At 67.6% G+C, this 21,190-nt stretch carries 19 protein-coding genes; 6 read left to right on the plus strand and 13 right to left on the minus strand.

What is annotated here, in order from left to right:
• Positions 1-478 precede the first annotated feature (478 nt).
• Positions 479-1,600, plus strand: a complete 1,122-nt coding sequence (locus WJ16_RS04395; RefSeq protein ID WP_069256009.1) for a transglycosylase SLT domain-containing protein — start codon at positions 479-481, stop codon at positions 1,598-1,600.
• A 114-nt stretch (positions 1,601-1,714) separates the two neighbouring features.
• Here the strand turns inward: WJ16_RS04395 and WJ16_RS04400 are convergent, their stop codons facing one another.
• The 8 genes from WJ16_RS04400 to WJ16_RS04435 all read right to left on the minus strand — a co-directional run bounded on the left by WJ16_RS04400 (position 1,715) and on the right by WJ16_RS04435 (position 9,173).
• On the minus strand, positions 1,715-2,911 hold the full coding sequence (locus tag WJ16_RS04400) for a pyridoxal phosphate-dependent aminotransferase (protein WP_069256010.1): 1,197 nt from the start codon (positions 2,909-2,911) through the stop codon (positions 1,715-1,717).
• A 73-nt stretch (positions 2,912-2,984) separates the two neighbouring features.
• Positions 2,985-3,422 carry a transcription antitermination factor NusB gene (gene nusB / locus WJ16_RS04405; RefSeq protein ID WP_021157083.1) on the minus strand — a complete coding sequence of 146 codons (438 nt, stop codon included), beginning with the start codon at positions 3,420-3,422 and terminating at the stop codon, positions 2,985-2,987.
• A complete protein-coding gene (gene ribH / locus WJ16_RS04410) occupies positions 3,419-3,934 on the minus strand; it encodes a 6,7-dimethyl-8-ribityllumazine synthase (RefSeq protein WP_006476661.1) in 516 nt (171 codons plus the stop codon). Before ribH ends, nusB begins: the two co-directional genes overlap by 4 nt.
• 53 nt (positions 3,935-3,987) lie before the next feature.
• Positions 3,988-5,130 (minus strand): bifunctional 3,4-dihydroxy-2-butanone-4-phosphate synthase/GTP cyclohydrolase II, encoded by a 1,143-nt coding sequence (gene ribBA / locus WJ16_RS04415; protein WP_069256011.1) that lies wholly within the window; start codon positions 5,128-5,130, stop codon positions 3,988-3,990.
• Between the two features lie 193 nt (positions 5,131-5,323).
• Positions 5,324-5,842: a DUF1993 domain-containing protein gene (locus WJ16_RS04420; RefSeq protein WP_069256012.1), complete on the minus strand. Its 519-nt coding sequence runs from the start codon at positions 5,840-5,842 to the stop codon at positions 5,324-5,326.
• A gap of 278 nt (positions 5,843-6,120) precedes the next feature.
• Positions 6,121-7,242, minus strand: a complete 1,122-nt coding sequence (gene ribD / locus WJ16_RS04425; protein WP_069256013.1) for a bifunctional diaminohydroxyphosphoribosylaminopyrimidine deaminase/5-amino-6-(5-phosphoribosylamino)uracil reductase RibD — start codon at positions 7,240-7,242, stop codon at positions 6,121-6,123.
• 15 nt (positions 7,243-7,257) lie between these two features.
• Entirely contained in the window at positions 7,258-8,541 is a 1,284-nt protein-coding gene (gene hemL / locus WJ16_RS04430; protein WP_069256014.1) for a glutamate-1-semialdehyde 2,1-aminomutase, read from the minus strand.
• Between the two features lie 179 nt (positions 8,542-8,720).
• A complete protein-coding gene (locus WJ16_RS04435; RefSeq protein WP_069256015.1) occupies positions 8,721-9,173 on the minus strand; it encodes a hypothetical protein in 453 nt (150 codons plus the stop codon).
• Positions 9,174-9,420: 247 nt separating this feature from the next.
• Here WJ16_RS04435 and WJ16_RS04440 point away from each other — a divergent pair, with 247 nt between their 5' ends.
• Complete coding sequence (locus WJ16_RS04440; RefSeq protein ID WP_069256016.1) at positions 9,421-10,638, plus strand: Bcr/CflA family multidrug efflux MFS transporter; 1,218 nt, start codon at positions 9,421-9,423, stop codon at positions 10,636-10,638.
• Positions 10,639-10,733: 95 nt separating this feature from the next.
• Here the strand turns inward: WJ16_RS04440 and WJ16_RS04445 are convergent, their stop codons facing one another.
• From WJ16_RS04445 to zwf, 3 genes are all read right to left on the minus strand, one after another.
• Positions 10,734-12,662: a bifunctional transcriptional regulator/glucokinase gene (locus WJ16_RS04445; RefSeq protein WP_069256017.1), complete on the minus strand. Its 1,929-nt coding sequence runs from the start codon at positions 12,660-12,662 to the stop codon at positions 10,734-10,736.
• Entirely contained in the window at positions 12,640-13,320 is a 681-nt protein-coding gene (gene pgl / locus WJ16_RS04450; protein WP_069256018.1) for a 6-phosphogluconolactonase, read from the minus strand. Before pgl ends, WJ16_RS04445 begins: the two co-directional genes overlap by 23 nt.
• 88 nt (positions 13,321-13,408) lie before the next feature.
• The gene (gene zwf / locus WJ16_RS04455; RefSeq protein ID WP_069256019.1) at positions 13,409-14,878 is read right to left on the minus strand and encodes a glucose-6-phosphate dehydrogenase; all 1,470 of its coding nucleotides are present in this window, start codon (positions 14,876-14,878) and stop codon (positions 13,409-13,411) included.
• A gap of 432 nt (positions 14,879-15,310) precedes the next feature.
• Between zwf and WJ16_RS04460 the strand changes: the two genes are divergently transcribed.
• The 4 genes from WJ16_RS04460 to WJ16_RS04475 all read left to right on the plus strand — a co-directional run bounded on the left by WJ16_RS04460 (position 15,311) and on the right by WJ16_RS04475 (position 19,714).
• Entirely contained in the window at positions 15,311-16,558 is a 1,248-nt protein-coding gene (locus WJ16_RS04460) for an ABC transporter substrate-binding protein (protein ID WP_069256020.1), read from the plus strand.
• 139 nt (positions 16,559-16,697) lie between these two features.
• Positions 16,698-17,636, plus strand: a complete 939-nt coding sequence (locus WJ16_RS04465; protein WP_069257954.1) for a carbohydrate ABC transporter permease — start codon at positions 16,698-16,700, stop codon at positions 17,634-17,636.
• On the plus strand, positions 17,626-18,483 hold the full coding sequence (locus tag WJ16_RS04470) for a carbohydrate ABC transporter permease (RefSeq protein ID WP_069256021.1): 858 nt from the start codon (positions 17,626-17,628) through the stop codon (positions 18,481-18,483). Before WJ16_RS04465 ends, WJ16_RS04470 begins: the two co-directional genes overlap by 11 nt.
• Before the next feature lie 112 nt (positions 18,484-18,595).
• Positions 18,596-19,714, plus strand: coding sequence for an ABC transporter ATP-binding protein (locus WJ16_RS04475; protein ID WP_069256022.1), 1,119 nt, complete (start codon positions 18,596-18,598; stop codon positions 19,712-19,714).
• A gap of 66 nt (positions 19,715-19,780) precedes the next feature.
• Here WJ16_RS04475 and WJ16_RS04480 read toward each other — a convergent pair whose 3' ends face one another.
• Both WJ16_RS04480 and WJ16_RS04485 read right to left on the minus strand, forming a co-directional pair.
• A complete protein-coding gene (locus WJ16_RS04480) occupies positions 19,781-20,404 on the minus strand; it encodes a trimeric intracellular cation channel family protein (protein ID WP_039343458.1) in 624 nt (207 codons plus the stop codon).
• Complete coding sequence (locus tag WJ16_RS04485; protein ID WP_069256023.1) at positions 20,391-21,170, minus strand: Smr/MutS family protein; 780 nt, start codon at positions 21,168-21,170, stop codon at positions 20,391-20,393. The genes WJ16_RS04480 and WJ16_RS04485 overlap by 14 nt, the downstream gene beginning before the upstream one ends.
• Positions 21,171-21,190: the final 20 nt, after the last annotated feature.

Below are 21,190 nucleotides of genomic sequence, written 5' to 3' on the forward strand. Positions count from 1 at the left end.
AAAGTCGATCGCGCGCAAACCCCCTACGGCACGGGGATTGCGTTCTGAAGAGCAATTCAAAATTACTTTTTGTTATGATTTTGAGATTTTATAGTGTTGACGATCTATAAAACCCTGCTAGAATCCGCTCACATTGGCTGCAGGGTAAAAGGCTTCGAGCCGCCAATCACCGATCTTTGACGCAGCGCGTCACCGTCCGCCGAATCCTGCACGGCGTATCCGACGGCTTTAGTCGTAGTCTCAGCCAGCGCCACCAGACGCTGGTTTTTTGCGTGGGTGCCACCGCGTATGCCCGCCTCGCCCAATGTGCGAAGGTGCCGGCCCTCTTACACCGTGGCCTCGAACGGTACTTATACCGTTTCCCCGATGTCTGCACGCCCCAACCAAAGCGTGCGGCGTCGTGATTCCGCGGCGCGTTACCTGTCTCGCCACCGAGCTGAGCGAGCCGCACGAGTCATGTTCATGGGAGATGATCTGAATGAACGCTTGGTTATCGTGGCGTCCTAGTGAGCAGCATGCGCAGTTCGTGCGCAGCATGCTGCGTCGCGGGACGCGTGTCAGTCACCATCTATTCAGCGTTGTCGGCTGTTTGGCCGTCGCAGTTGCGCTCGCACTGTGGCTGCTGCCAACCGTCCGCGGCACGCTCGCCGCGAAGCTGATGCCGGTCGTATCCGCGGCCGTGCAAGCCGGGCCGGCCCGTCTGCTGACCGGCCATCCTCTGCCGAACTTCGCGCCCGCCGGCGCGCAGCCGCAGCAGGACGACGGCCCGGAAACGGACGCGCTCGCGGTCGGCCTCGACGTCGCACCGGAAGCCGCCACGCAGGGCGATGCGGCCGATGCGGTCCGTAACGGCCCGTCGCCCGTCGCACTCGCCAAGCTGATCCCGATCCAGCGCGTGGCGGCCGATGCGCGTGACGACCGTGCGCTCGCGTCGAATCGCGAACAGGCGCTCGTCGCGACCTACCTGTCGCGCCGCTACCACGTCGCGCAGGAGCCGCTCGGCCAGCTCGTCAAGGCAGCGTTCCAGACCGGCCGTGACGTCGGCCTCGATCCGCTGCTGCTGCTGTCGGTGATGGCGATCGAATCGGGCTTCAACCCGTACGCGGAGAGCGGCGTCGGCGCGAAGGGGCTGATGCAGGTCATGTCGAAGGTCCATTCCGACAAGTTCGAGTATTTCGGCGGCACCGATACCGCACTGCAGCCGCTTGCGAACCTCCAGGTCGGCGCGCTCGTGCTGAAGGACTGCATCGCGCGCGGCGGCTCGCTCGCGAACGGCCTGCGCATGTACAACGGCTCGACGAACCCGGACGACAACGGCTACGGTTCGAAGGTGATGGCCGAGCGCGGTCGCCTGCGCGACGTCGCGCGTGGCCGCAGCGTGCCGATCAATGCGCCGCAGGCGCCGGCCCAGCCCGCGAAGCCGATCGTTACGACCGCTGCCGTCACGGCCGCAGCGGGCGGTGCGAAGCGCGTACATGCGACGCTCGACGGCACGACGTCGGTGAAGGCGGCCGCGTCGAAGGACGCATCGCCGCAGGACGACGCAAGCGTCGACACCGCGAAGCAGTCGCACGGCGACCATTCGGAGCTCGGCGCGTAACGTACGGCGGTAACGTACGGCGGGGCTCCGGCCGGCGGGAAACGAAAAAGGCACCCGATCAGGGTGCCTTTTCGTTTTTGCGGCGTACGGAACGACCGTCGTGCCGGCTGCGCGTCAGTGCTGCCCGAACAACGTCGCGAGCCGTTCGACCGCTTCTTCGAGCCGCGAGTAGGCCGTCGCATAGGACAGGCGGATATAGTCGCGCGGCGCATGGACACCGAAGTCCATGCCGGGCACCAGCACGACCCCCGCGTCGTGCAGCATCGCGGTCGTCAGCGCGGCGCTGTCGCCGGCCGCCGGGTGCGCGACGCCGCCGCAGTGCGCATACACGTAGAACGCGCCGTCCGGCATCACGGGCACCGTGAAGCCGAGCCGTTCGAGCGCCGGTGCGATGAAATCGCGGCGACGCTTGAATTCGAGCCGGCGCGCTTCGTAGATATCGAGCGCGGCCGGTTCGAAGCACGCGAGCGCCGCGTGCTGCGCAAGCGCCGACGGGCAGATGAACAGGTTCTGCGCGAGCTTCTCGAACGTGCCGACCAGTGCGGGCGGCACGACCAGCCAGCCGAGCCTCCAGCCGGTCATGCTGAAATACTTGGAGAAGCTGTTCACGGTGACCACGTCGTCGCCGAACGACAGCGCCGACACCGGCGCCGCATCGTAGCTGAGTCCCTGGTAGATCTCGTCGACGATCGTGAAGCCGCCGCGTGCACGCACGGCTTCGACGATCCGTTTCAGCTCGTCCGGCTCGAGCGACGTGCCGGTCGGGTTCGACGGCGACGCGAGCAGCACGCCGCGCGTACGGTCGCTCCAGCGCGTGCGGACGTCGTGCTCGGTGAGCTGGAAGCGCGCGTCCGGACCGCTCGGCACGAGCACCGCGCGGCCTTCGGCCGCCGCGACGAAGTGCCGGTTGCACGGATACGACGGGTCGGGCATCAGTACTTCGTCGTCGCGCCCGACGAGCGCGAGGCACGCGAGCAGCAGCGCGGCCGACGCGCCGGCCGTCACGACGATGCGCTCCGGACTGATCGTGAGGCCGTAAGCGCGTGCGTAGTGCGCGGCGATCGCCTCGCGCAGCGGCGCAATGCCGAGCGCGCTCGTATATTGGGTGACGCCGCGGCGCAGCGCGGCCGCCGCCGCTTCGACGACCGGCTCTGGCGCGGTGAAATCCGGCTCGCCGATGCCCATGTGGATAACATCGCGCCCGGCGGACTCGAGACGCTGTGCCTCCTTCATCAGTTCCATCACGTAGAAGGGCTGGATCGCGTCGACGCGTGCGGCGAGCTTGACGAGCGAATCGGTGGCGGTATTCATCGGGCGGGCAGGGCGAAGGAGGCGGGACGAAAGAAAAAACGGGCGCATGCGCGCCCGTTTCGGACAAACGGTATCAGCCGTTGCGGCGCGCCTGCGTTTCGGCGGGGCGCAGCTTCGCGGCGAGCTTGTCGAGCACGCCGTTCACGTACTTGTAGCCGTCTGAGCCGCCGAACGTCTTCGCGAGTTCGACGGCTTCGTTGATGATCACGCGGTACGGCGTTTCGACGTGGTGCGTGAGCTCGAACGTCGCGATCAGCAGCACGGCGCGTTCGACCGGGGACAACTGGTCGATCGGGCGGTCGAGCGACGGCGTCAGCGCTTCGACGAGCGTTGCGTGCTCGCGGATCACGCCGTGCAGGATCGCATCGAGCAGCTCCTTGTCGGCCTTGTCGTAACCGAGCGCGCCGCGCAGTTGCGCGTCGATCTCGCCGGAGGACGCGTTCGACAGCAGCCACTGATACAGCCCCTGCGTCGCCAGCTCGCGCGATTGTCGGCGGGCGCTCTTCTTCATGCGCGCTCCTCTTCGTCGTCTTCGTCTTCTTCTTCGTCCTCGTCATCGCCGAGCTGGTCGAGCGCCATCGTCAGGTTGGCCATCTCGACGGCGACGCGTGCGGCGTCACGACCCTTTTCGGTCATGCGCGCGACGGCCTGCTCGTCGTTTTCGGTCGTCAGGACCGCGTTCGCGATCGGCAGGTTGAAGTCGAGGCCGATGCGGGTGATGCCCGCGCCGCTCTCGTTCGACACGAGTTCGAAGTGGTAGGTCTCGCCGCGGATCACCGCGCCGAGCGCGATCAGCGCATCGAACTGGCCGCTTTCCGCGAGCTTCTGCAGCGCGAGCGGGATTTCCAGCGCGCCGGGCACCGACACGAGCAGCACGTCTTCACCGGTGACGCCGAGGCGTTCCAGTTCCTCGACGCACGCGTCGGCGAGGCCGTTGCACACCGGTTCGTTGAAGCGCGATTGCACGATGCCGATACGCAGGCCGTCGCCTTCGAGATTCGGTTGGTATTGTCCGATTTCCATGATCTTGTCCGTGGTGTGGATGAACGGTTATAGGGCGAAAGCGCCGTGGCGGGTTACGCGTGGGACGCCGGGCAGGACTTGGCTTCGCCGCCGGGCATCGGGATGAAGCCCGTGACTTCCAGGCCGTAGCCGGACATGCTGCCCAGCTTGCGCGGATTCGACAGCACCTGCATCTTGCCGACGCCGACATCGCGCAGGATCTGCGCGCCGATGCCGAACGTCTTGAAATCGACCGGCCGGCGCTTGAGCGCAGCGGCCCTTTCTTCCTCGTCGAACGCCTTGAAGACGTCGATCAGGTGTTCCTTCGTGTCGCCGCAGTTGAGCAGCACGATCACGCCGAGGTCGCGCGCCGCGATCTCGCGCATCGCGGCGTCGAGCGTCCACGAGTGGGTCGAGATGCCCGTTTCGAGCAGGTCGAGCACCGACAGCGGCTCGTGCACGCGCACCGGCGTATCGCCGTCGGGCGACGGCTCGCCGCGCACCAGCGCAATGTGCGGCGAGCCGCTCGGCTGGTCGCGGTACAGCACCGCGCGGAACGTGCCGTGCGCGGTCTGCATCGTGCGTTCGGCGATTCGCTCGATGATCGATTCGGTGCGGCTGCGGTACTGGATCAGGTCGGCGATCGTGCCGATCTTCAGGTTGTGTTCCTGCGCGAACTCGATCAGGTCGGGCAGGCGCGCCATCGTGCCGTCGTCCTTGATGATCTCGCAGATCACCGCGGCCGGCGTGAGGCCCGCGAGCGCGGTGAAGTCGCAACCGGCTTCGGTATGGCCCGCCCGCACGAGCACGCCGCCCGGCTGCGCCATGATCGGGAACACGTGGCCCGGCTGCACGATGTGCTCGGGGCGCACGTCGTGCGCGACCGCCGTGGCGATCGTGTGCGCACGGTCGGCGGCCGAGATGCCGGTCGTCACGCCTTCGGCCGCTTCGATGCTGACCGTGAACGCGGTGCCGTACTGTGTGCCGTTGCGGTAGGTCATCAGCGGCAGGTGCAGCTGCTTGCAGCGTTCCTGCGTCAACGTCAGACAAACCAGGCCGCGGCCGTACTTGGCCATGAAGTTGATCGCTTCCGGTGTGACGAATTCGGCGGCGATCACGAGGTCGCCCTCGTTTTCGCGGTCTTCTTCGTCGACCAGGATCACCATCCGGCCGGCTTTCAGCTCGGCGATGATGTCGAGCGTGGAGGCGAGCGTCATAAGGGGGCGAGAAAGAGGAAAGTGCGTATTTTACGCCAGCCGGACGGCGTTTCGGCTGGCACGGGCCGAGCGCGGCCGGCGAGCGCTCCGGAAAGCGCTGCAACCGGCCCGTGCGGCAGGTCTGGCATGGCGGCCGCGCATTGCCTGCACGCGGGTGCGGTCGGCGGCGGGCCGGGCATCGCCCGGCCGTGCGTCACGCGTGCAGGTCGCGCCCGCCCAGGTAGTCGAGCTTGCCGAGTTCGACGCCGCTGTGGCGCAGGATGTCGTACGCGGTGGTCACGTGGAAGAAGAAATTGGGCAGCACGAAATTCAGCAGATACGACTGGCCGGTGAATTCGATCGGGCCGACGCGCATCTTCAGCACGATCTGGCGCGACTCGCTGCCGTCGATCTGCGCGGCGTCGAAGCTTTTCAGATAGTCGATCGTCTTCTGGATGCGTGCGTGCAGCTCGTCGAAGGTCTGCTCGACGTCCGGGTAGCTCGGGATTTCGACATCGGCGAGCCGCGCGGCGCAACCCTTCGCCGTGTCGGTCGCGATGTAGACCTGGCGGACGAGTGGCAGCATGTCCGGATACAGGCGCGCGCCGACGAACACCGACGGATCGATCTGCTTTTCGGCCGCGTGCGCCTGTGCCTTGCCGAGGATGTGCTGCAGGTTGGTCAGGCCACGGATCAGCACGGGCAGCGAAGCCTGGTACATCGAGATGGACATGGGGACGACTCCTTGAAGAGAAGAGGGTGACCGGCAAGCGGCGCGCCGTGCGTTGCGGCGTTGAAACCGCTGTCGACGCATCTTAGCGCGACGGGATGACCCGTGCGCGTCGTTGGCCATTCGGCCGAGGGCACAGGTGGGAAGGCGGGGCAGGCGCTACCGCATTCGGTCACACGCGCGGCCGCACGTTTCCGGCGTCGGCCGACGTGCCGAGCGGAACGATCGATTCGATGCGACCGACGGCCGCGACCCTTCCGCTCGACCTTGCGGTGATCCGTTCAGCGAGCGGCTTCGGGCGGCGTAAAGCGCGCGAGGATCCGCAGATCGTCGCCGACCCGCTCGACCCCGTGGAACGACAGCCGCGTGCGCGCGTCGAGGTTCGCCGGCGCGGCGAGGTCGAACATGCCGGCCGCGTCGGCGCCCAGCAGGCTCGGCGCGAGATAGACGAGCAATTCGTCCACGCACTGCTCGCGCAGCAGCGATCCGTTCAGCTTGTGGCCGGCTTCGACGTGCAGTTCGTTGACGCCGCGCGCGCCGAGCGCCGCCAGCATCGCGGGCAGGTCGACCTTGCCGTGCGCGTTCGCGAGCGGCACGATTTCCGCGCCGCGCGACTTCAGCACGTTCGCGCGCACCTCGCCGGCGGCGTCGAGCCGCCCGCAGAAGATCAGCAGCGGCGCACCTTCGAGCAGCCGCGCGTCGAGCGGCAAATCGAGGCGGCTGTCCACCAGGATGCGCTGCGGCTGGCGCGGCGTGTCGATGCCGCGCACGGTCAGCAGCGGGTTGTCTTCGCGCACGGTGCCGATGCCGGTGAGGATCGCGCACGCGCGGGCGCGCCACGCGTGGCCGTCGAGGCGCGCGGCCTCGCCGGTGATCCACTGGCTTTCGCCGGACGGCAGCGCGGTGCGGCCGTCGAGCGATGCGGCGGTCTTCATCCGCACCCACGGGCGGCCGCGCGTCATCCGCGACACGAAGCCGATGTTCAGCTCGCCCGCTTCATGCGCGAGCAGCCCGCAGCGCACGTCGACGCCCGCGTCGCGCAGCATCCCGAGGCCGCGCCCCGACACCTGCGGATTCGGATCTTCCATTGCCGCGACGACCTTCGCGACGCGCGCGTCGATCAGCGCGTTCGCGCACGGCGGCGTGCGGCCGAAATGGCTGCACGGTTCGAGCGTCACATAGACGGTCGAGCCCGCGACGTCGTAGCCGCGCGAGCGCGCATCCTTCAGCGCCTGCACTTCCGCGTGATCCTGGCCGGCCGGCTGCGTGAAGCCTTCGCCGATCACGTCGCCGTCCTTGACGATCACGCAGCCGACCCGCGGATTCGGCGCGGTCGTGTACATGCCGCGCGCGGCGAGCGCGAGCGCACGCTGCATGTGGGCGAAATCGGTATCCGAGAACATGCGCGCGGCCCCGGGTCAGGCGGCGAGTGCCGCGAATGCGCGGCGCGCGGCCGCGAGTGTCGCGTCGATCACCGCGTCGTCGTGCGTGCTCGACACGAAGCCGGCCTCGTACGCGGACGGCGCGAAGTACACGCCTTCGTCGAGCATCAGGTGGAAGAAGCGGTTGAAGCGTTCGACGTTGCTCTTCGTGACTTCCGCGAAGCTCGTCGGCACGCGTTCGGCGAAGTACAGCCCGAACATCGCGCCGATCGAGTCGGCCGCGAACGGCACGCCGGCCGCGCGCGCTTCGGCCGCGAGGCCGTCGGCGAGCCGCTTCGTCTGCGCGGTGAGCGCGTCGTAGAAGCCCGGCGCCTGGATCAGCTGCAGCGTCTTCAGGCCCGCGGCGACCGCGATCGGGTTGCCCGACAGCGTGCCGGCCTGGTACACGCCGCCGAGCGGCGCGAGGTGGGCCATGATGTCGCGGCGGCCGCCGAACGCGGCAGCCGGCATCCCGCCGCCGATCACCTTGCCGAGGCAGGTGAGGTCGGCCGTGATCCCGTAGTAAGCCTGCGCGCCGCCGAGCGCGACGCGGAACCCGCACATCACTTCGTCGAAGATCAGCACTGCGCCGTGCTTCGTGCACAGCGCGCGCAGCGCGTTCAGGAATTCGGGCGTGCCGCGCACGAGGTTCATGTTGCCGGCGACCGGTTCGACGATCACCGCGGCGATCTCGTCGCCGAACGCGCCGAACGCTTCTTCGAGCGCGGCGACGTTGTTGTATTCGAGGACGGTCGTGTGCTTCGCGATGTCGGCAGGCACGCCGGCCGACGTCGGGTTGCCGAACGTCAGCAGGCCCGAGCCGGCCTTGACCAGCAGGCTGTCCGCGTGGCCGTGGTAGCAGCCTTCGAACTTGACGATGCGGCTGCGGCCCGTGAAGCCGCGCGCGAGGCGCAGCGCGCTCATCGTGGCCTCGGTGCCGCTCGACACCATCCGCACCTGCTCGATCGATGGCACGAGCTTGCAGATTTCCTCGGCGATCTCGATCTCGGCTTCGGTCGGCGCGCCGAACGAGAAGCCGTCGGCGAGCACGTTCTGCACGGCCGACAGCACGTCCGGATGGACGTGGCCGACGATCATCGGGCCCCACGAGCCGATGTAGTCGATGTACTGCTTGCCGTCGGCATCCCAGAAATACGGGCCTTGCGCGCGCGCGACGAAGCGCGGCGTGCCGCCGACCGAGCGGAAGGCGCGCACCGGCGAGTTGACGCCGCCGGGAATGGTCTTCTGGGCGCGTTCGAAGAGGATCTGATTGTTGGACATGAGCGAAACCTGCGAGAGAAGGGCGCGGGGGCCTGTGCACGGGCCGCGGCGCCTGGGCGGAACGATCGTCCGATTGTACCGGAGACGCGCGCGGCAGGCCCGCCGGCCGGACTGCGGCCATTCGGCGCGCGGGGAACTTCCGGGGTGGCAAGACGGGCCTGATTCGACCCGGTTTCCGGTTATCGCGGCGGCTTGCGCTTGCCGGTCAGCTCGGCCCAGTGCTTTTCGAGCGGACCTTCGACCATCGGCTTGATCACGGTGCCGGAGCTTTGTGCGTCCCAGGTCTGCACCGAGTACGGATGCACGCGCAGCGCGTCGCGCGCGATCACGACGTCCTGATGCGCGTCGACCAGCCAGTCGTACACGAAATCGATGCACAGCCGGTAGCCGCGCTTCGTCGCCGGATCGGGCACCTCGTACGGCGCGCGCGTCACGTAGCCGGAGCCGAAGACACCCTTGGGTTCCTTCGCGACGCGGTGCAGGAACACGCGGTCGCCGGGCAGGATGCCGCGCGCGAAGCCGCAGCCCCATACGTCATGCACGGCCTCGCCGGCCTTCACGCGCGCGGCGACGTCGGGCAGTTCGGGCCACGGCCATTTCTTGGGGCTCCAGATCAGCAGGAAAGCGGTCATCGGTTCGGTCGTACGTCGAATTGATCAGACAAGTGAGACGAGCAGCAGCAAGCTTAATCGAATCCGCCCGTGCGCTCGTTCGGCGCGCGACGCGCATGGGCCTGTCCCGCCCGCCGCCGCACGCGGCCCGAGGCGGGCGAAAAAGTTGCGCGTACAATCATGGGCCTGAACGCGCCGCTTGCGGCGCGGCTTCCCGTCTTCACCGCCACGCGCGCCCCGATGCGCGCGGGCTCCATTCCGGATACCCATGTCTCACGTCGTCCGGCGCCGGCCCGATGCCCGGCTGATCCTGCTGCTCGGTGCGCTCGCTGCCTGCGGGCCGATCGCCACCGACATGTACCTGCCGAGCCTGCCGTCGATCGCCGACGGCTTCTCCGTCAGCCCCGGCGCCGCGCAGCGCACGCTGACGAGCTTCATGGCCGGCTTCTCGGTCGGCATGCTGCTGTACGGCCCGCTGTCGGACACGTGGGGGCGACGCCCCGTGCTGCTCGGCGGCATCGCGCTGTTCACGCTTGCGAGCATCGGCTGTTTCGTGTCGACCTCGATCGACATGCTGATCCTCGTGCGCTTCCTGCAGGCGCTCGGCGCCGGCGCGGCGTCGGTGCTCGCACGAGCGATCGCGCGCGATGCGCACGAGCCGACCGATGCGGCGAAGGTTCTGTCGATGGTCGCGATCGTGACCGCGGTCGGGCCGCTGCTCGCGCCGCTGATCGGCGGCCAGATCCTGCGTTTCTCCGGCTGGCGCGGCGTATTCGTCGTGCTGGCCGTGTTCGGCGCGATCTGCGCGGCGACCGCGTACCTGCGTGTGCCCGAAACCTGGCCGAAGGAGCGGCGCAAGAGTGCGGCCGTGCTCGCGTCGTTCGCGTCGTACGGGCGGATTCTGTCCGACCCGGTCGCATGGGGGCACATGCTGTGCGGCGGCATGGCGTTCGCGTCGATGTTCTCGTACATCACCGCGACGCCGTTCGTGTACATCGAGTATTTCCACGTGTCGCCGCAGCACTACGGGCTGCTGTTCGGCCTGAACGTCGTCGGGATCATGATCGGCAACTTCGCGAACACGCGGCTCGTCGGCCGCATCGGTTCGCTGCGCATCATCGCGGCCGCGTCGCTCGTGAGCTGCATCGCGTCGCTCGCGGTCGCGCTCGTCGCGCTGACCGGGTGGGGCGGGCTGTGGTCGATCGTCGTGTGCCTGTTCTTCGTGGTCGGCGTGGTCGGGATTCTGTCCGCGAACTGCACGACCGATCTCATGCATCGCTATCCGCACAACGCGGGCGCGTCGGCGGCCGTGTTCGGCGCGATGCAGCTCGCGCTCGGCGCGCTGGCGAGCGTCGCGATCGGCGCACTCGCGGACGGCACGCCGTTCGCGATGGGCGTGACCATCGGCGTCACGGGGGTGTTGTGTTTCGCGGGCCGCTACCTCGTGCTGCGCTGGCACGGGCGGCCCGTCAAAGCGGGCGCGTGAACCGCGGCCTGACGGCAGAATGAAAAACGCCACCGCGCGCTTGAGCCGGTGGCGTTTTTGTTTCGAGCGTGGAAAGCGGCTGCCGTCGCGCGGTGTCAGTCGCGCGCGACGTCCTTCGCCGCCGGCGATGCGCCGTGGCTCAGCCAGTCGAGCACGTCGGCCGTTTCGTCGTCGCTCGCGCGGGCGCGCGCCTGCGCGACGGCCTCCGGCAACTCGCCGTTGGTCGACGCGCGACGGATCGCGACGCCGACCGCGAGGATGTCGATCATCAGCAGATGCAGGACCCGCGAGATCATCGACAGCTGCGATTCGCGCATCTCGATGTGGTCGGTTTCGAGCGCGACGGTCGCGCGCTTCGCGAGCGGCGTGTTGCTCGACGTGATCGCGATCACCTTCGCGCCGGCCTGCATCGCGACATCGAGCACGCGCAGCAGCTCGGGCGCGCGCCCCGACTTCGACACCGCGACGATCACGTCGCCCTTGCCGAGCAGCGCGGCCGACGCGGCCTGCATGTACAGGTCGCCGTACGCGATCGTCGGAATCCCGAAGCGGAAGAACTTGTAGTGCGCGTCCTGCGCGACGATGTTCGAGTTGCCGAGCCCGTAGAACTCGATGCGCCGCGCGCCGTTCAGGATCTCGATCGCGTTCTCGACGTGCTCGAAATTCAGGTGCTCGCGCAACTGCAGGATCGCCGACACCGTGTTGTCGAGCACCTTCGCGCCGAAGTCGGTGGCCGTGTCGCCGAGATGCACCTGGCTATGGCTCATCGGAATCGTGCCGGTAAGGCCGGTCGCGAGCTTCAGCTTGAAGTCGGACAGCCCCTGGCAGCCGAGCGAGCGGCAAAAGCGGATCACGGTCGGCTGGCTCACGTCGGCCTTGCGCGCGATGTCGACGATCGGATCGTTGATGATCGAGCGCGGGTGGTTCAGCGCGAGATCGGCAACACGGCGCTCGGCCGGCGTCAGCGCGTCGCGCATCTGGCGGATCCGTTCGAACACTGCTGACGACGCGCCGCCCGAGCGGTTCGACAGTTGCTCCGCGAGGATCGCCGACACGCCGAGGAACGCCGGATATTCGGCGGTGATCAGGTAGGTCGGGATGTTCTCGAGATAATGCGTGAAGCGGCCTTTCGCCTCGAAGCGCGCGCGGAACGACGAGCGCGTGAACAGTTCGCCGAGCTTCAGCGCGACGCCGCCGCCGATGTACACGCCGCCGAGCGCGCCGAGCGTCAGCGCGACGCTGCCCGCGAACGCGCCGAGAATCCCGCAGAAGCATTCGACCGTCTCGAGCGCGAGCGCGTCGCCCGCATGCGCTCGCTCGACGATCTCGACCGTGTCGACGGTCGCGGCGACACGCTTCTTGTCGCGCGCGGCGAGCGCGCGATAGATGATCTCCATGCCGGGGCCCGCGCACACGCGTTCGAACGACACGTGCGGAAACTTCTTGCGCGCGTACTGCAGCACCAGATCCTCGCGCTCGTCCTGCGGCGCGAACGATGCGTGGCCGCCTTCGCTGCCGAGCGCGATCCAGCGATCGTCGGCCGGGATCAGCCCCGACACGCCGAGCCCGGTGCCGGGCCCAAGCAGCCCGATCACGCTGTTCTGGCGGCGTGCGCCGCCGCCGATCTGCACGCGCTGCGCGTCGGTCAGGCCGGGCAGCGCCATCGCGAGCGCGGTGAAATCGTTGACGACGAGCAGCGTGTCGAAGCCGAGCGCGCGGCGCGTCGCCTCGATCGAGAAGCTCCAGTCGTGGTTGGTCATCGTGACCTGGTCGCCGTCGACCGGATTGGCGATCGCGATCGCCGCGTGGTTCACGCGGCTGATCTTCACGTCCTTCAGGTACTTGCGGATCGCGTCGGTGAGCGTCGGATAGTCGGCGCCGGGATACACGCGGATCTGCGTGATGTCGCCCGGGCCGGTTTCCAGCGCGAAGCGCGCGTTGGTGCCGCCGACGTCCGCGAGCAGGCGCGGACCGTCGGCATGCTGGCCCGCGACGACCGCCTTACTTTGCGCACCAGTAGACATCGAGCTGGGTCCCCTTGTCGTTGGCCAGTTGGGAAATCGCGTTCTTCTGCAGCGTGGCCGCCGCGGCGTCGAGCACGGCGCGCTTGGAGGGGCCCGCGATCAGCAGGAACAGCCGCTCGACGCGCTTGAGCGCGTCGAGCGAATAGCTTACGCGCGCATGCGGCGCCGCACCGGGATGGACGGCGACGAATCGTTCGGACGTCGTGATCGCGTGGTCCCATTCGGGCGCGTCGGCGAAGATCGACGCGGTATGGCCGTCCTCGCCCATGCCGAGCACGGCGACGGTCGGCACGCGGTAATCGGCGTTCGCGTTGAGTGCGGCGACGTGCGCGTCGAGCGACGCGCGCGTGTCGACGAGCGGCAGGAAGCGGGCAGGGGCGGCCGCGTGCTGCAGCAGCGTGTCGCGCACGAGTTGCGCGTTGCTGGCTGCGTCGTCCTCCGGCACCCAGCGGTCGTCGACCAGCGTCACGTCGACGCCGGCCCAGTCGAGCGCCGCGTGCGACAGCGTTTGCAGGAACGGGCGCGGGCTCGTGCCGCCGGACACCGCGAGCGTCGGGCGCGCGGGGCCGGCGAGCGCGGCGCGCAGCGCGTCGCCGACGGCGCGCGCGAGCGCTTCGCTTTGCGCTTCCTGGGTGTCGAAAGCGTGGATCTCGATCACATCTCCTCCGGACTGCTTTGTCTGTTCAAATCGTACGAATCGTGAAGCAGGTTGCCGCGTACGATCGCGTGCGCGGCAACGGTTTGCATCAGTTCTCTTCTTCGAGCCAGCAGGTGTCGTGCTGCGCGAGCATCGCGCTCGCCGCGGCCGGCCCCCACGTGCCCGCCGCGTACGGCTTCGGCGGCTTCAGCGTGCGTGCCCATTCGTTCAGGATAGGCTCGACCCAGCGCCATGCGGCTTCCTGTTCGTCGCGGCGCACGAACAGCGCGAGGCGGCCGTTGATCACGTCGAGCAGCAGGCGCTGGTACGCCTCCATCTGCCCTTCCTTGAAGAACTGGTCGAACGCGAGGTCGAGGTGCACGCTCGCGAGGTTCATCCCTTCGCCGGGCTGCTTCGCAAGGCAATACAGGCGGATCGTCTCGTTCGGCTGCAGCCGGATCACGAGGCGGTTCGCGCCGGGGCGCAGCGCCGTGGGCCCGAGCGCCGAGTGCGGGACCGGGCGGAAATTGACGACGATCTCCGCGACGCGGTCGGCCAGCCGCTTGCCGGTGCGCAGGAAGAACGGCACGCCGGCCCAGCGCCAGTTCTCGATCTCGACCTTCAGCGCGACGAAGGTTTCGGTCTGGCTGTCGGGCTTGACGCCCGGCTCGGTCGCGTAGGCCGGCACCTGCGCGCCCTTGATCACGCCCGCATGATACTGGCCGCGCACGGCCACCTTGCCGATGTCGCGCGGATCGACCGGCTTCAGCGCGCGCAGCACGCGCAGCTTCTCGTCGCGCACGGAGTCCGAATCCATCGAATGGGGCGGCTCCATCGCGACGATCGACAGCAGCTGCAGCAGGTGGTTCTGCACCATGTCGCGCAGCGCGCCCGTATTGTCGTAGAAATCGCCGCGCGCCTCGACGCCGAGCTCCTCAGCGATCGTGATCTGGATGCTCTCGACCCATTCGCGGCGCCACAGCGGCTCGAACAGCGCGTTGCCGAAGCGTAGCGCGAGCAGGTTCTGTACCGGCTCCTTGCCGAGATAGTGGTCGATCCGGTAGATCTGGTCTTCCGCGAAGATCTCGCCGACCGCGTCGTTGATCGCATTCGACGACTTCAGGTCGTAGCCGAGCGGCTTCTCGAGCACGATGCGCGCGCCGTCGTTCAGGCCGACCGACGCCAGCGCCTTGCAGATCGGCACGAACAGCGACGGACCCGTCGCGAGATAGAACACGCGGATGCCGGGCAGATGCGCGACCGCGTCGCGCAGCACGACGTAGTCTTCCGCGCGGCCGAGGTCGAGGTTCACGTATTCGATGCGCTCGAGGAATGACTTCCACGAGGCTTCGTCGAATGCGCTGCCGGCTGCCTTCGCCGCATGCGGTTTCACATGCGTGTCGACCCACTCGAGATAGTGGGCCCGATCCGATTCGTGTCGCGCGACGGCGACGATCCGGCCGCCTTCCGCGAGCATGTTGCCGCGGTGCGCTTCGAACAGCGCGGGCAGGATCTTGCGCATCGACAGATCGCCGGTGCCGCCGAAAAGTACGAAGGTAAAGCTGGAATCGGTATGCATGTGTCTCCGCCGTGTTGGGGGTGCTCGGAAGCGATCCGTAGTGCGATAAAAATATTTTTGACACTGAATTGTAGTTTAACTACAATCCGCCGCAAGGGGTAGCACCTGGGTGAAGAAAAAAAGAAGTGCGGTCGACGAACTGCGCGAGCTTCGCCTTCGGGAACGCCTTGTGCCGAATGTTATCGGACATTGACGGCGCGCATCGTCCGCGCGCCGTCGGCCCCGGGCTCGCGCCGCGTCATCGCGGCGGGCCAGAAACACAATGAGGAGACACGCCGTTGAATCTCGATTCACGCTTTCTGTAAGAGCCCGGCCGGTCATCGGCCCCGTACGCTGCATGCGTCCCGCGGCTCGATTTCCCCGTCGTTTATCAAGAAGCCGGTTCCCGGTGAGGGAACCTCACGAGTTGATTCAGTCTGGAGGAGATAAGTAATGAAAGTTCGCTCGATCATGGGTGCGCTCTGCGCGGCAGGTCTGATGGCTGGCGCCGTGGCGGCGCAGGCAGCCGAGAACGTAACGGTGCTGCACTGGTGGACCTCGGGCGGCGAATCGAAAGCCGTCGGCGTGCTGAAGGACGACTTGCAGAAGCAGGGCTACGTGTGGAAGGACTTCGCGGTCGCGGGCGGCGCCGGCGCCGCGGCGATGACCGCGCTGAAGACCAAGGTGATCAGCGGCGACGCACCGTCGGCCGCGCAGATCAAGGGCCCGCTGATCCAGGACTGGGCCGACCAGGGCGTGCTCGTCAACATCGATTCCGCCGCCGGCGACTGGAAGCAGAACCTGCCGCCGGAAATCGACAAGATCATCAAGTACAAGGGCCACACCGTCGCGGCGCCGTTCTCGGTGCACCGCGTGAACTGGCTGTACATCAACAAGGCCGCGCTCGACAAGGTCGGTGCGAAGGTGCCGACCACCTGGCCTGAATTCTTCGCGGTGGCCGACAAGCTGAAGGCCGCGGGCATCCAGCCGGTCGCGATGGGCGGCCAGCCGTGGCAGGACCTGACGCTGTGGGAAGACGTCGTGCTGTCGCAGGGCCCGGCGTTCTACAAGAAGGCGCTCGTCGATCTCGACCAGGCGACGCTGACGTCGCCGCAGATGCTGTCCGTGTTCGATACGGTGCGCAAGATCCAGGGCTACTTCGATACCGGCCGCAACGGCCGCGACTGGAACCTCGCGACCGCGATGGTGATCAACGGCAAGGCCGGCATGCAGTTCATGGGCGACTGGGCGAAGGGCGAGTTCGAGAACGCCGGCAAGAAGGCGGGCAAGGACTACATCTGCGCGCCGGTGCCGGGCACCGCGAATTCGTACACGTTCAACGTCGACTCGTTCGTGTTCTTCCAGCAGAAGGGCGAGAAGAACGCGACGCCGGGCCAGATCGCACTCGCGAAGACGATCATGACGCCGGACTTCCAGGAGCAGTTCAGCCTGCTGAAGGGTTCGGTGCCGGTGCGCCTCGGCGTGAAGATGGACAAGTTCGACGACTGCGCGAAGAAGTCGTACGCCGACGAGCAGACCGCGATCAAGTCGGGCGGCTTCGTGCCGTCGCTCGCGCACGGGATGGCGCAGAGCGACGCGACCGCCGGCGCGATCACCGACGTCGTGACGAAGTTCATGAACTCGCAGCAGGATTCGAAGAGCGCGGTCGCCGCGCTCGCGAAGGCCGCGAAGGTCAAGTAACGCGCGACAGGCGCCCGGCCGGAAACGCTTCATCGGCCGGGCGTTTTTGCATGTGCAGCAAACGGGCTCGCCCGCGAAGCCCGTGCCGTACCTGGCGCCGGCCCGGCCTGCGTCGCCCTCGTTCCAGGAGTCGAATCAAGTGGCTGCCCCTCTTAGCGGAAACGGATCCGGCGCTGCCGCCGCGCGGCGTACGTCGCCGATGTCGGCCTTCGCCGATCGCTGGATCCCGAAGCTCGTGCTCGCGCCGAGCGTCGCGATCGCCGTGGTGTTCATCTACGGCTTCATCCTGATTACCGGCTATCTGTCGCTGACCAATTCGCGGCTGTTGCCGAACTACGATTTCGACGGCTTCGGCCGTTACACGGACCTGTTCCAGAACGACGTGTGGTGGACCTCCGCCGCGAACCTCGGCTGGTTCGGGATTCCGTTCATCGCGATCTGCGTCGCGCTCGGGCTGTTCCTCGCGATCCTGCTCGACCAGCGGATCCGCAACGAAGGCGCGCTGCGCGCGATCTTCCTGTACCCGATGGCGCTGTCGTTCATCGTGACCGGCACCGCGTGGCAGTGGATCCTGAACCCGGGCCTCGGGCTCGAGAAGGTGATGCACGACTGGGGCTGGACGAGCTTCTCGTTCGGCTGGCTCGACGATCCGGACAAGGCGATCTTCTGCGTGGTGATCGCGGCCGTGTGGCAGTCGACCGGCTTCGTGATGGCGCTGTTCCTCGCGGGGCTGCGCGGCGTCGACGGCGAGATCTTCAAGGCCGCTCAGGTCGACGGCGCGACGTTGCCGACCATCTACCGCAAGATCGTGATTCCGAGCATGCGCCCGGTGTTCTTCTCGGTGCTGCTGATTCTCTGCCACATCACGATCAAGACCTTCGACCTCGTCGTCGCGCTGACGGCGGGCGGGCCGGGCACGTCGTCGTCGCTGCCGGCCATGTTCATGTACACGTTTTCGTTCAACCGCGGCCAGCTCGGGCTCGGCGCGGCGTCCTCGGTGATGATGCTCGCGACCGTGGTCGCGGTGCTGGTGCCGCTGATGTATATGGAATCGAGGAGCACCCGCAATGCAGCCTAAGATGACGATCGGCCGGGCAGTGATCTATGCGGCACTGATCCTGTTCGCGCTGTATTTCCTGTTCCCGATCTACGTGATGCTGTCGACGTCGTTCAAGGATCTCGACCAGCTGCGCACCGGCAACCTGCTGACGCCGCCCACCACGTGGACCGTCGACCCGTGGGTGAAGGCATGGAGCGGCGCGTGCACCGGCGTGCGCTGCGACGGCATGAAGCCGTTCTTCCTGAACTCGCTGCAGATGGTGATCCCGGCCGTGCTGATCTCGTCGCTGATCGGCGCGTTCAACGGCTACGTGCTCACGCACTGGCGCTTTCGCGGCGCGGACGCGCTGTTCACGATGATGCTGGTCGGCTGCTTCATTCCGTTCCAGGTGATCCTGCTGCCGATGGCGCGCCTGCAGGGGATGCTCGGCCTCGCGAACACGATTCCGGGCCTCGTGTTCGTGCACGTCGTGTACGGGATCGCGTTCACGACGATGTTCTTCCGCAACTTCTACGTGAGCGTGCCGGCCGAGCTCGTGAAGGCCGCGCGCATCGACGGCGCGGGCTTCTTCACGATCTTCACGAAGATCCTGCTGCCGGTGTCGCTGCCGATCTTCATGGTGTGCCTGATCTGGCAGTTCACGCAGATCTGGAACGACTTCCTGTTCGGGATCGTGTTCTCCGGCGTCGATTCGATGCCGATCACGGTGGCGCTGAACAACCTCGTCAACACGTCGACGGGCGTGAAGGAATACAACGTCGACATGGCCGGCGCGATCATCGCCGCGCTGCCCACGCTGCTCGTCTACATCGTCGCCGGCCGCTACTTCGTGCGCGGGCTGACGGCGGGCGCGGTGAAGGGGTAAGCGCGGCTTTAGCCGATACGACGAACCGGCCGCGCCTCGCGCGCGGCGCATCGAAACGAACCCGACGCGGCGCCGCAGTGCGCCGCGCGAGACGAGACAGAGGATTCACAGCATGGCAAGCCTTTCCATCCGTGACGTGTACAAGACCTACCCGAACGGGGTGCCGGTCCTGAAGGGTGTCGACATCGAGATCGAGGACGGACAGTTCCTGATCCTGGTCGGCGGGTCGGGCTGCGGGAAGTCGACGCTGCTCAACATGATCGCCGGGCTCGAAACCGTGACGAGCGGCGAGATCTGCATCGACGGCAAGGTCGTCAACGACCTGTCGCCGAAGGATCGCGACATCGCGATGGTGTTCCAGTCGTACGCGCTGTATCCGTCGATGACGGTGCGCGAGAACATCTCGTTCGGCCTGAACATCCGCAAGGTGCCGAAGAGCGAGCAGCAGCAGATCGTCGACCGCGTGTCGCAGATGCTGCAGATCCAGCACCTGCTCGACCGCAAGCCGGGCCAGCTGTCCGGCGGCCAGCGCCAGCGCGTCGCGATGGGCCGCGCGCTCGCGCGCGATCCGTCGCTGTTCCTGTTCGACGAACCGCTGTCGAACCTCGACGCGAAGCTGCGCATCGAGATGCGCGCGGAGATCAAGCTGCTGCACCAGCGCCTCGGCACGACGATCGTCTACGTGACGCACGACCAGATCGAGGCGATGACGCTCGGCGACCGGATCGCGGTGATGAAGGACGGCGTGGTCCAGCAGTTCGGCGCGCCGCAGGAGATCTACGATTCGCCGTCGAACCTGTTCGTCGCGGGCTTCATCGGCGCGCCGCCGATGAACTTCATCAACGGCAAACTGGTCGAGCAGGGCGGCGGGATCGCGCTCGAAATCGACACGGGCCTCGCACGCAGCGCGCTGAACCTGCCGTTCGACGCGGCGAAGCTGAAGTCGCACGTCGGCCGCGAGGTGATTCTCGGCCTGCGTCCGGAGCGCATCACCGACGCGCGCAACGCGCACAACGGCGAGGCGTCGAGCCTGCAGCCGATCGACGTGCGCGTCGACGTGACCGAGCCGACCGGGCCGGACACGCACGTGTTCGCGCAGGTGAACGGCAAGCGGATCGTGAGCCGCGTGCACCCGGCCGCGAATCCTCAGCCGGGGCAGACGCAGTCGCTGCTGTTCGACGTGTCGAAGGCGGTGCTGTTCGATCCGGCGTCGGAAGAGCGGATCGCGTGATGCCGCGTGCCGAATGAAGCGTAAAAGGGTCGTCTTCGGGCGGCCCCTTTCCTTTGGGGGCGGCGGTCAGTGCGGCAACCGCACGTCGAACTTGAACGTCGCGAGCCGCGCGACGAGGATGAAGCCGGTCGCGAGCAGCACGCTGTACACCGAGTCGAACTGCAGCCACACGAGCAGCAGATAGAACCAGCAGCCGACGAACGCGCAGGTCGCGTACGGCCGCGAATCGCGCAGGATCAGCGGGATGTCGTTGCAAAGCACGTCGCGGACGATCCCGCCGACCACGCCGGTGATCACCCCCATCATCACCGCGATGAAGCGCGGCATCTCGGCATCGAGCGCGATCGCCGTGCCCGAGATGCTGAAGATCCCGAGCCCGATCGCGTCGGCGACCAGCAGCAACCGCTCGGCCGACAGCCGCGACAGCATCCGCAGCACGAACGGCGCGAAGAGGGCGAGCACGAAGATCGCGATCACGTAGTCGTCGTGCACGACCCAGTAGAACGGCCGGCGTTCGAGCAGGATGTCGCGCAGCGTGCCGCCGCCGAACGCGGTCGCGAGCGCGACGACGAACGTGCCGACCGAGTCGAGGCGGTTCTTGCGTGCTTCGATGAACCCCGAAATCGCGAATGCCAGCGTGGCGATCGCCTCCAGGACGGCGATCGCGAGCGTCAGCCTAGGATGCGGCACGCGGCCCCCGGTCGGCCGGCGCCGCGAACGGCTGCAGCAGCACCAGCACCGCGCCCGCGCCGCCGTCGTGGCCGCGCGCCTCGCAGAACGCGATCACTTCTTCCTTCTGCACGAGCCACGCGCGCACCTTGCCTTTCAGCACGGGCTCCTTGCCGATCGAGCCGAGGCCCTTGCCGTGGATCACGCGCAGGCAGCGCAGCCCCTTCTTGCCGGCCTCGCGGATGAATTCGGCGAGCGCGTCGCGCGCCTCGTCGCGCCGCATCCCGTGCAAATCGATCTGCGCCTGCACGATCCACGCGCCGCTGCGCAGCTTGCGCACGACGTCGCGGCTGATGCCGGGGCGGTGGTAATACAGCGAATCGTCGCTGTCGAGCAGCGTCTCGGGATCGAATTCGTCGGACAACGTCGCGTTCAGCACGGCTTCCTCGTCGCGCTGCGTCTGCTTCGGCACCGGGTCGGGCGGCATGCGGCCGGACGACGCGCGCGGCGGCGCGTTCAGCGGCCGGATTGCGCCGATCTCGTTGCGGAACAGGTTCGCGTCGGCTTCCGCCTTGCGCTCGGCCTTGGCCGTTTCGATGCGCGCGCGTTCGCGGCGGTCGGCTTCGCCTTGCAGCGACTTGCGCAATGCGCCGAGGCCCGCGAGCCCCTGGCCGCGCAACGCGGCCGGATCGGGCGCGGGCGGCGGGGCCGCCGGCGCGGGGTTCGCGGGACGGGCGGCGATCTGCCGCTTCGCGGGATCGCTCGGATGGGGCTGGTTCTTCGCCATGATTCGGTAAGCAGGGCAGG

This window comes from Burkholderia metallica, assembly GCF_001718555.1.
GTDB classification, from domain to species: Bacteria; Pseudomonadota; Gammaproteobacteria; order Burkholderiales; family Burkholderiaceae; genus Burkholderia; species Burkholderia metallica.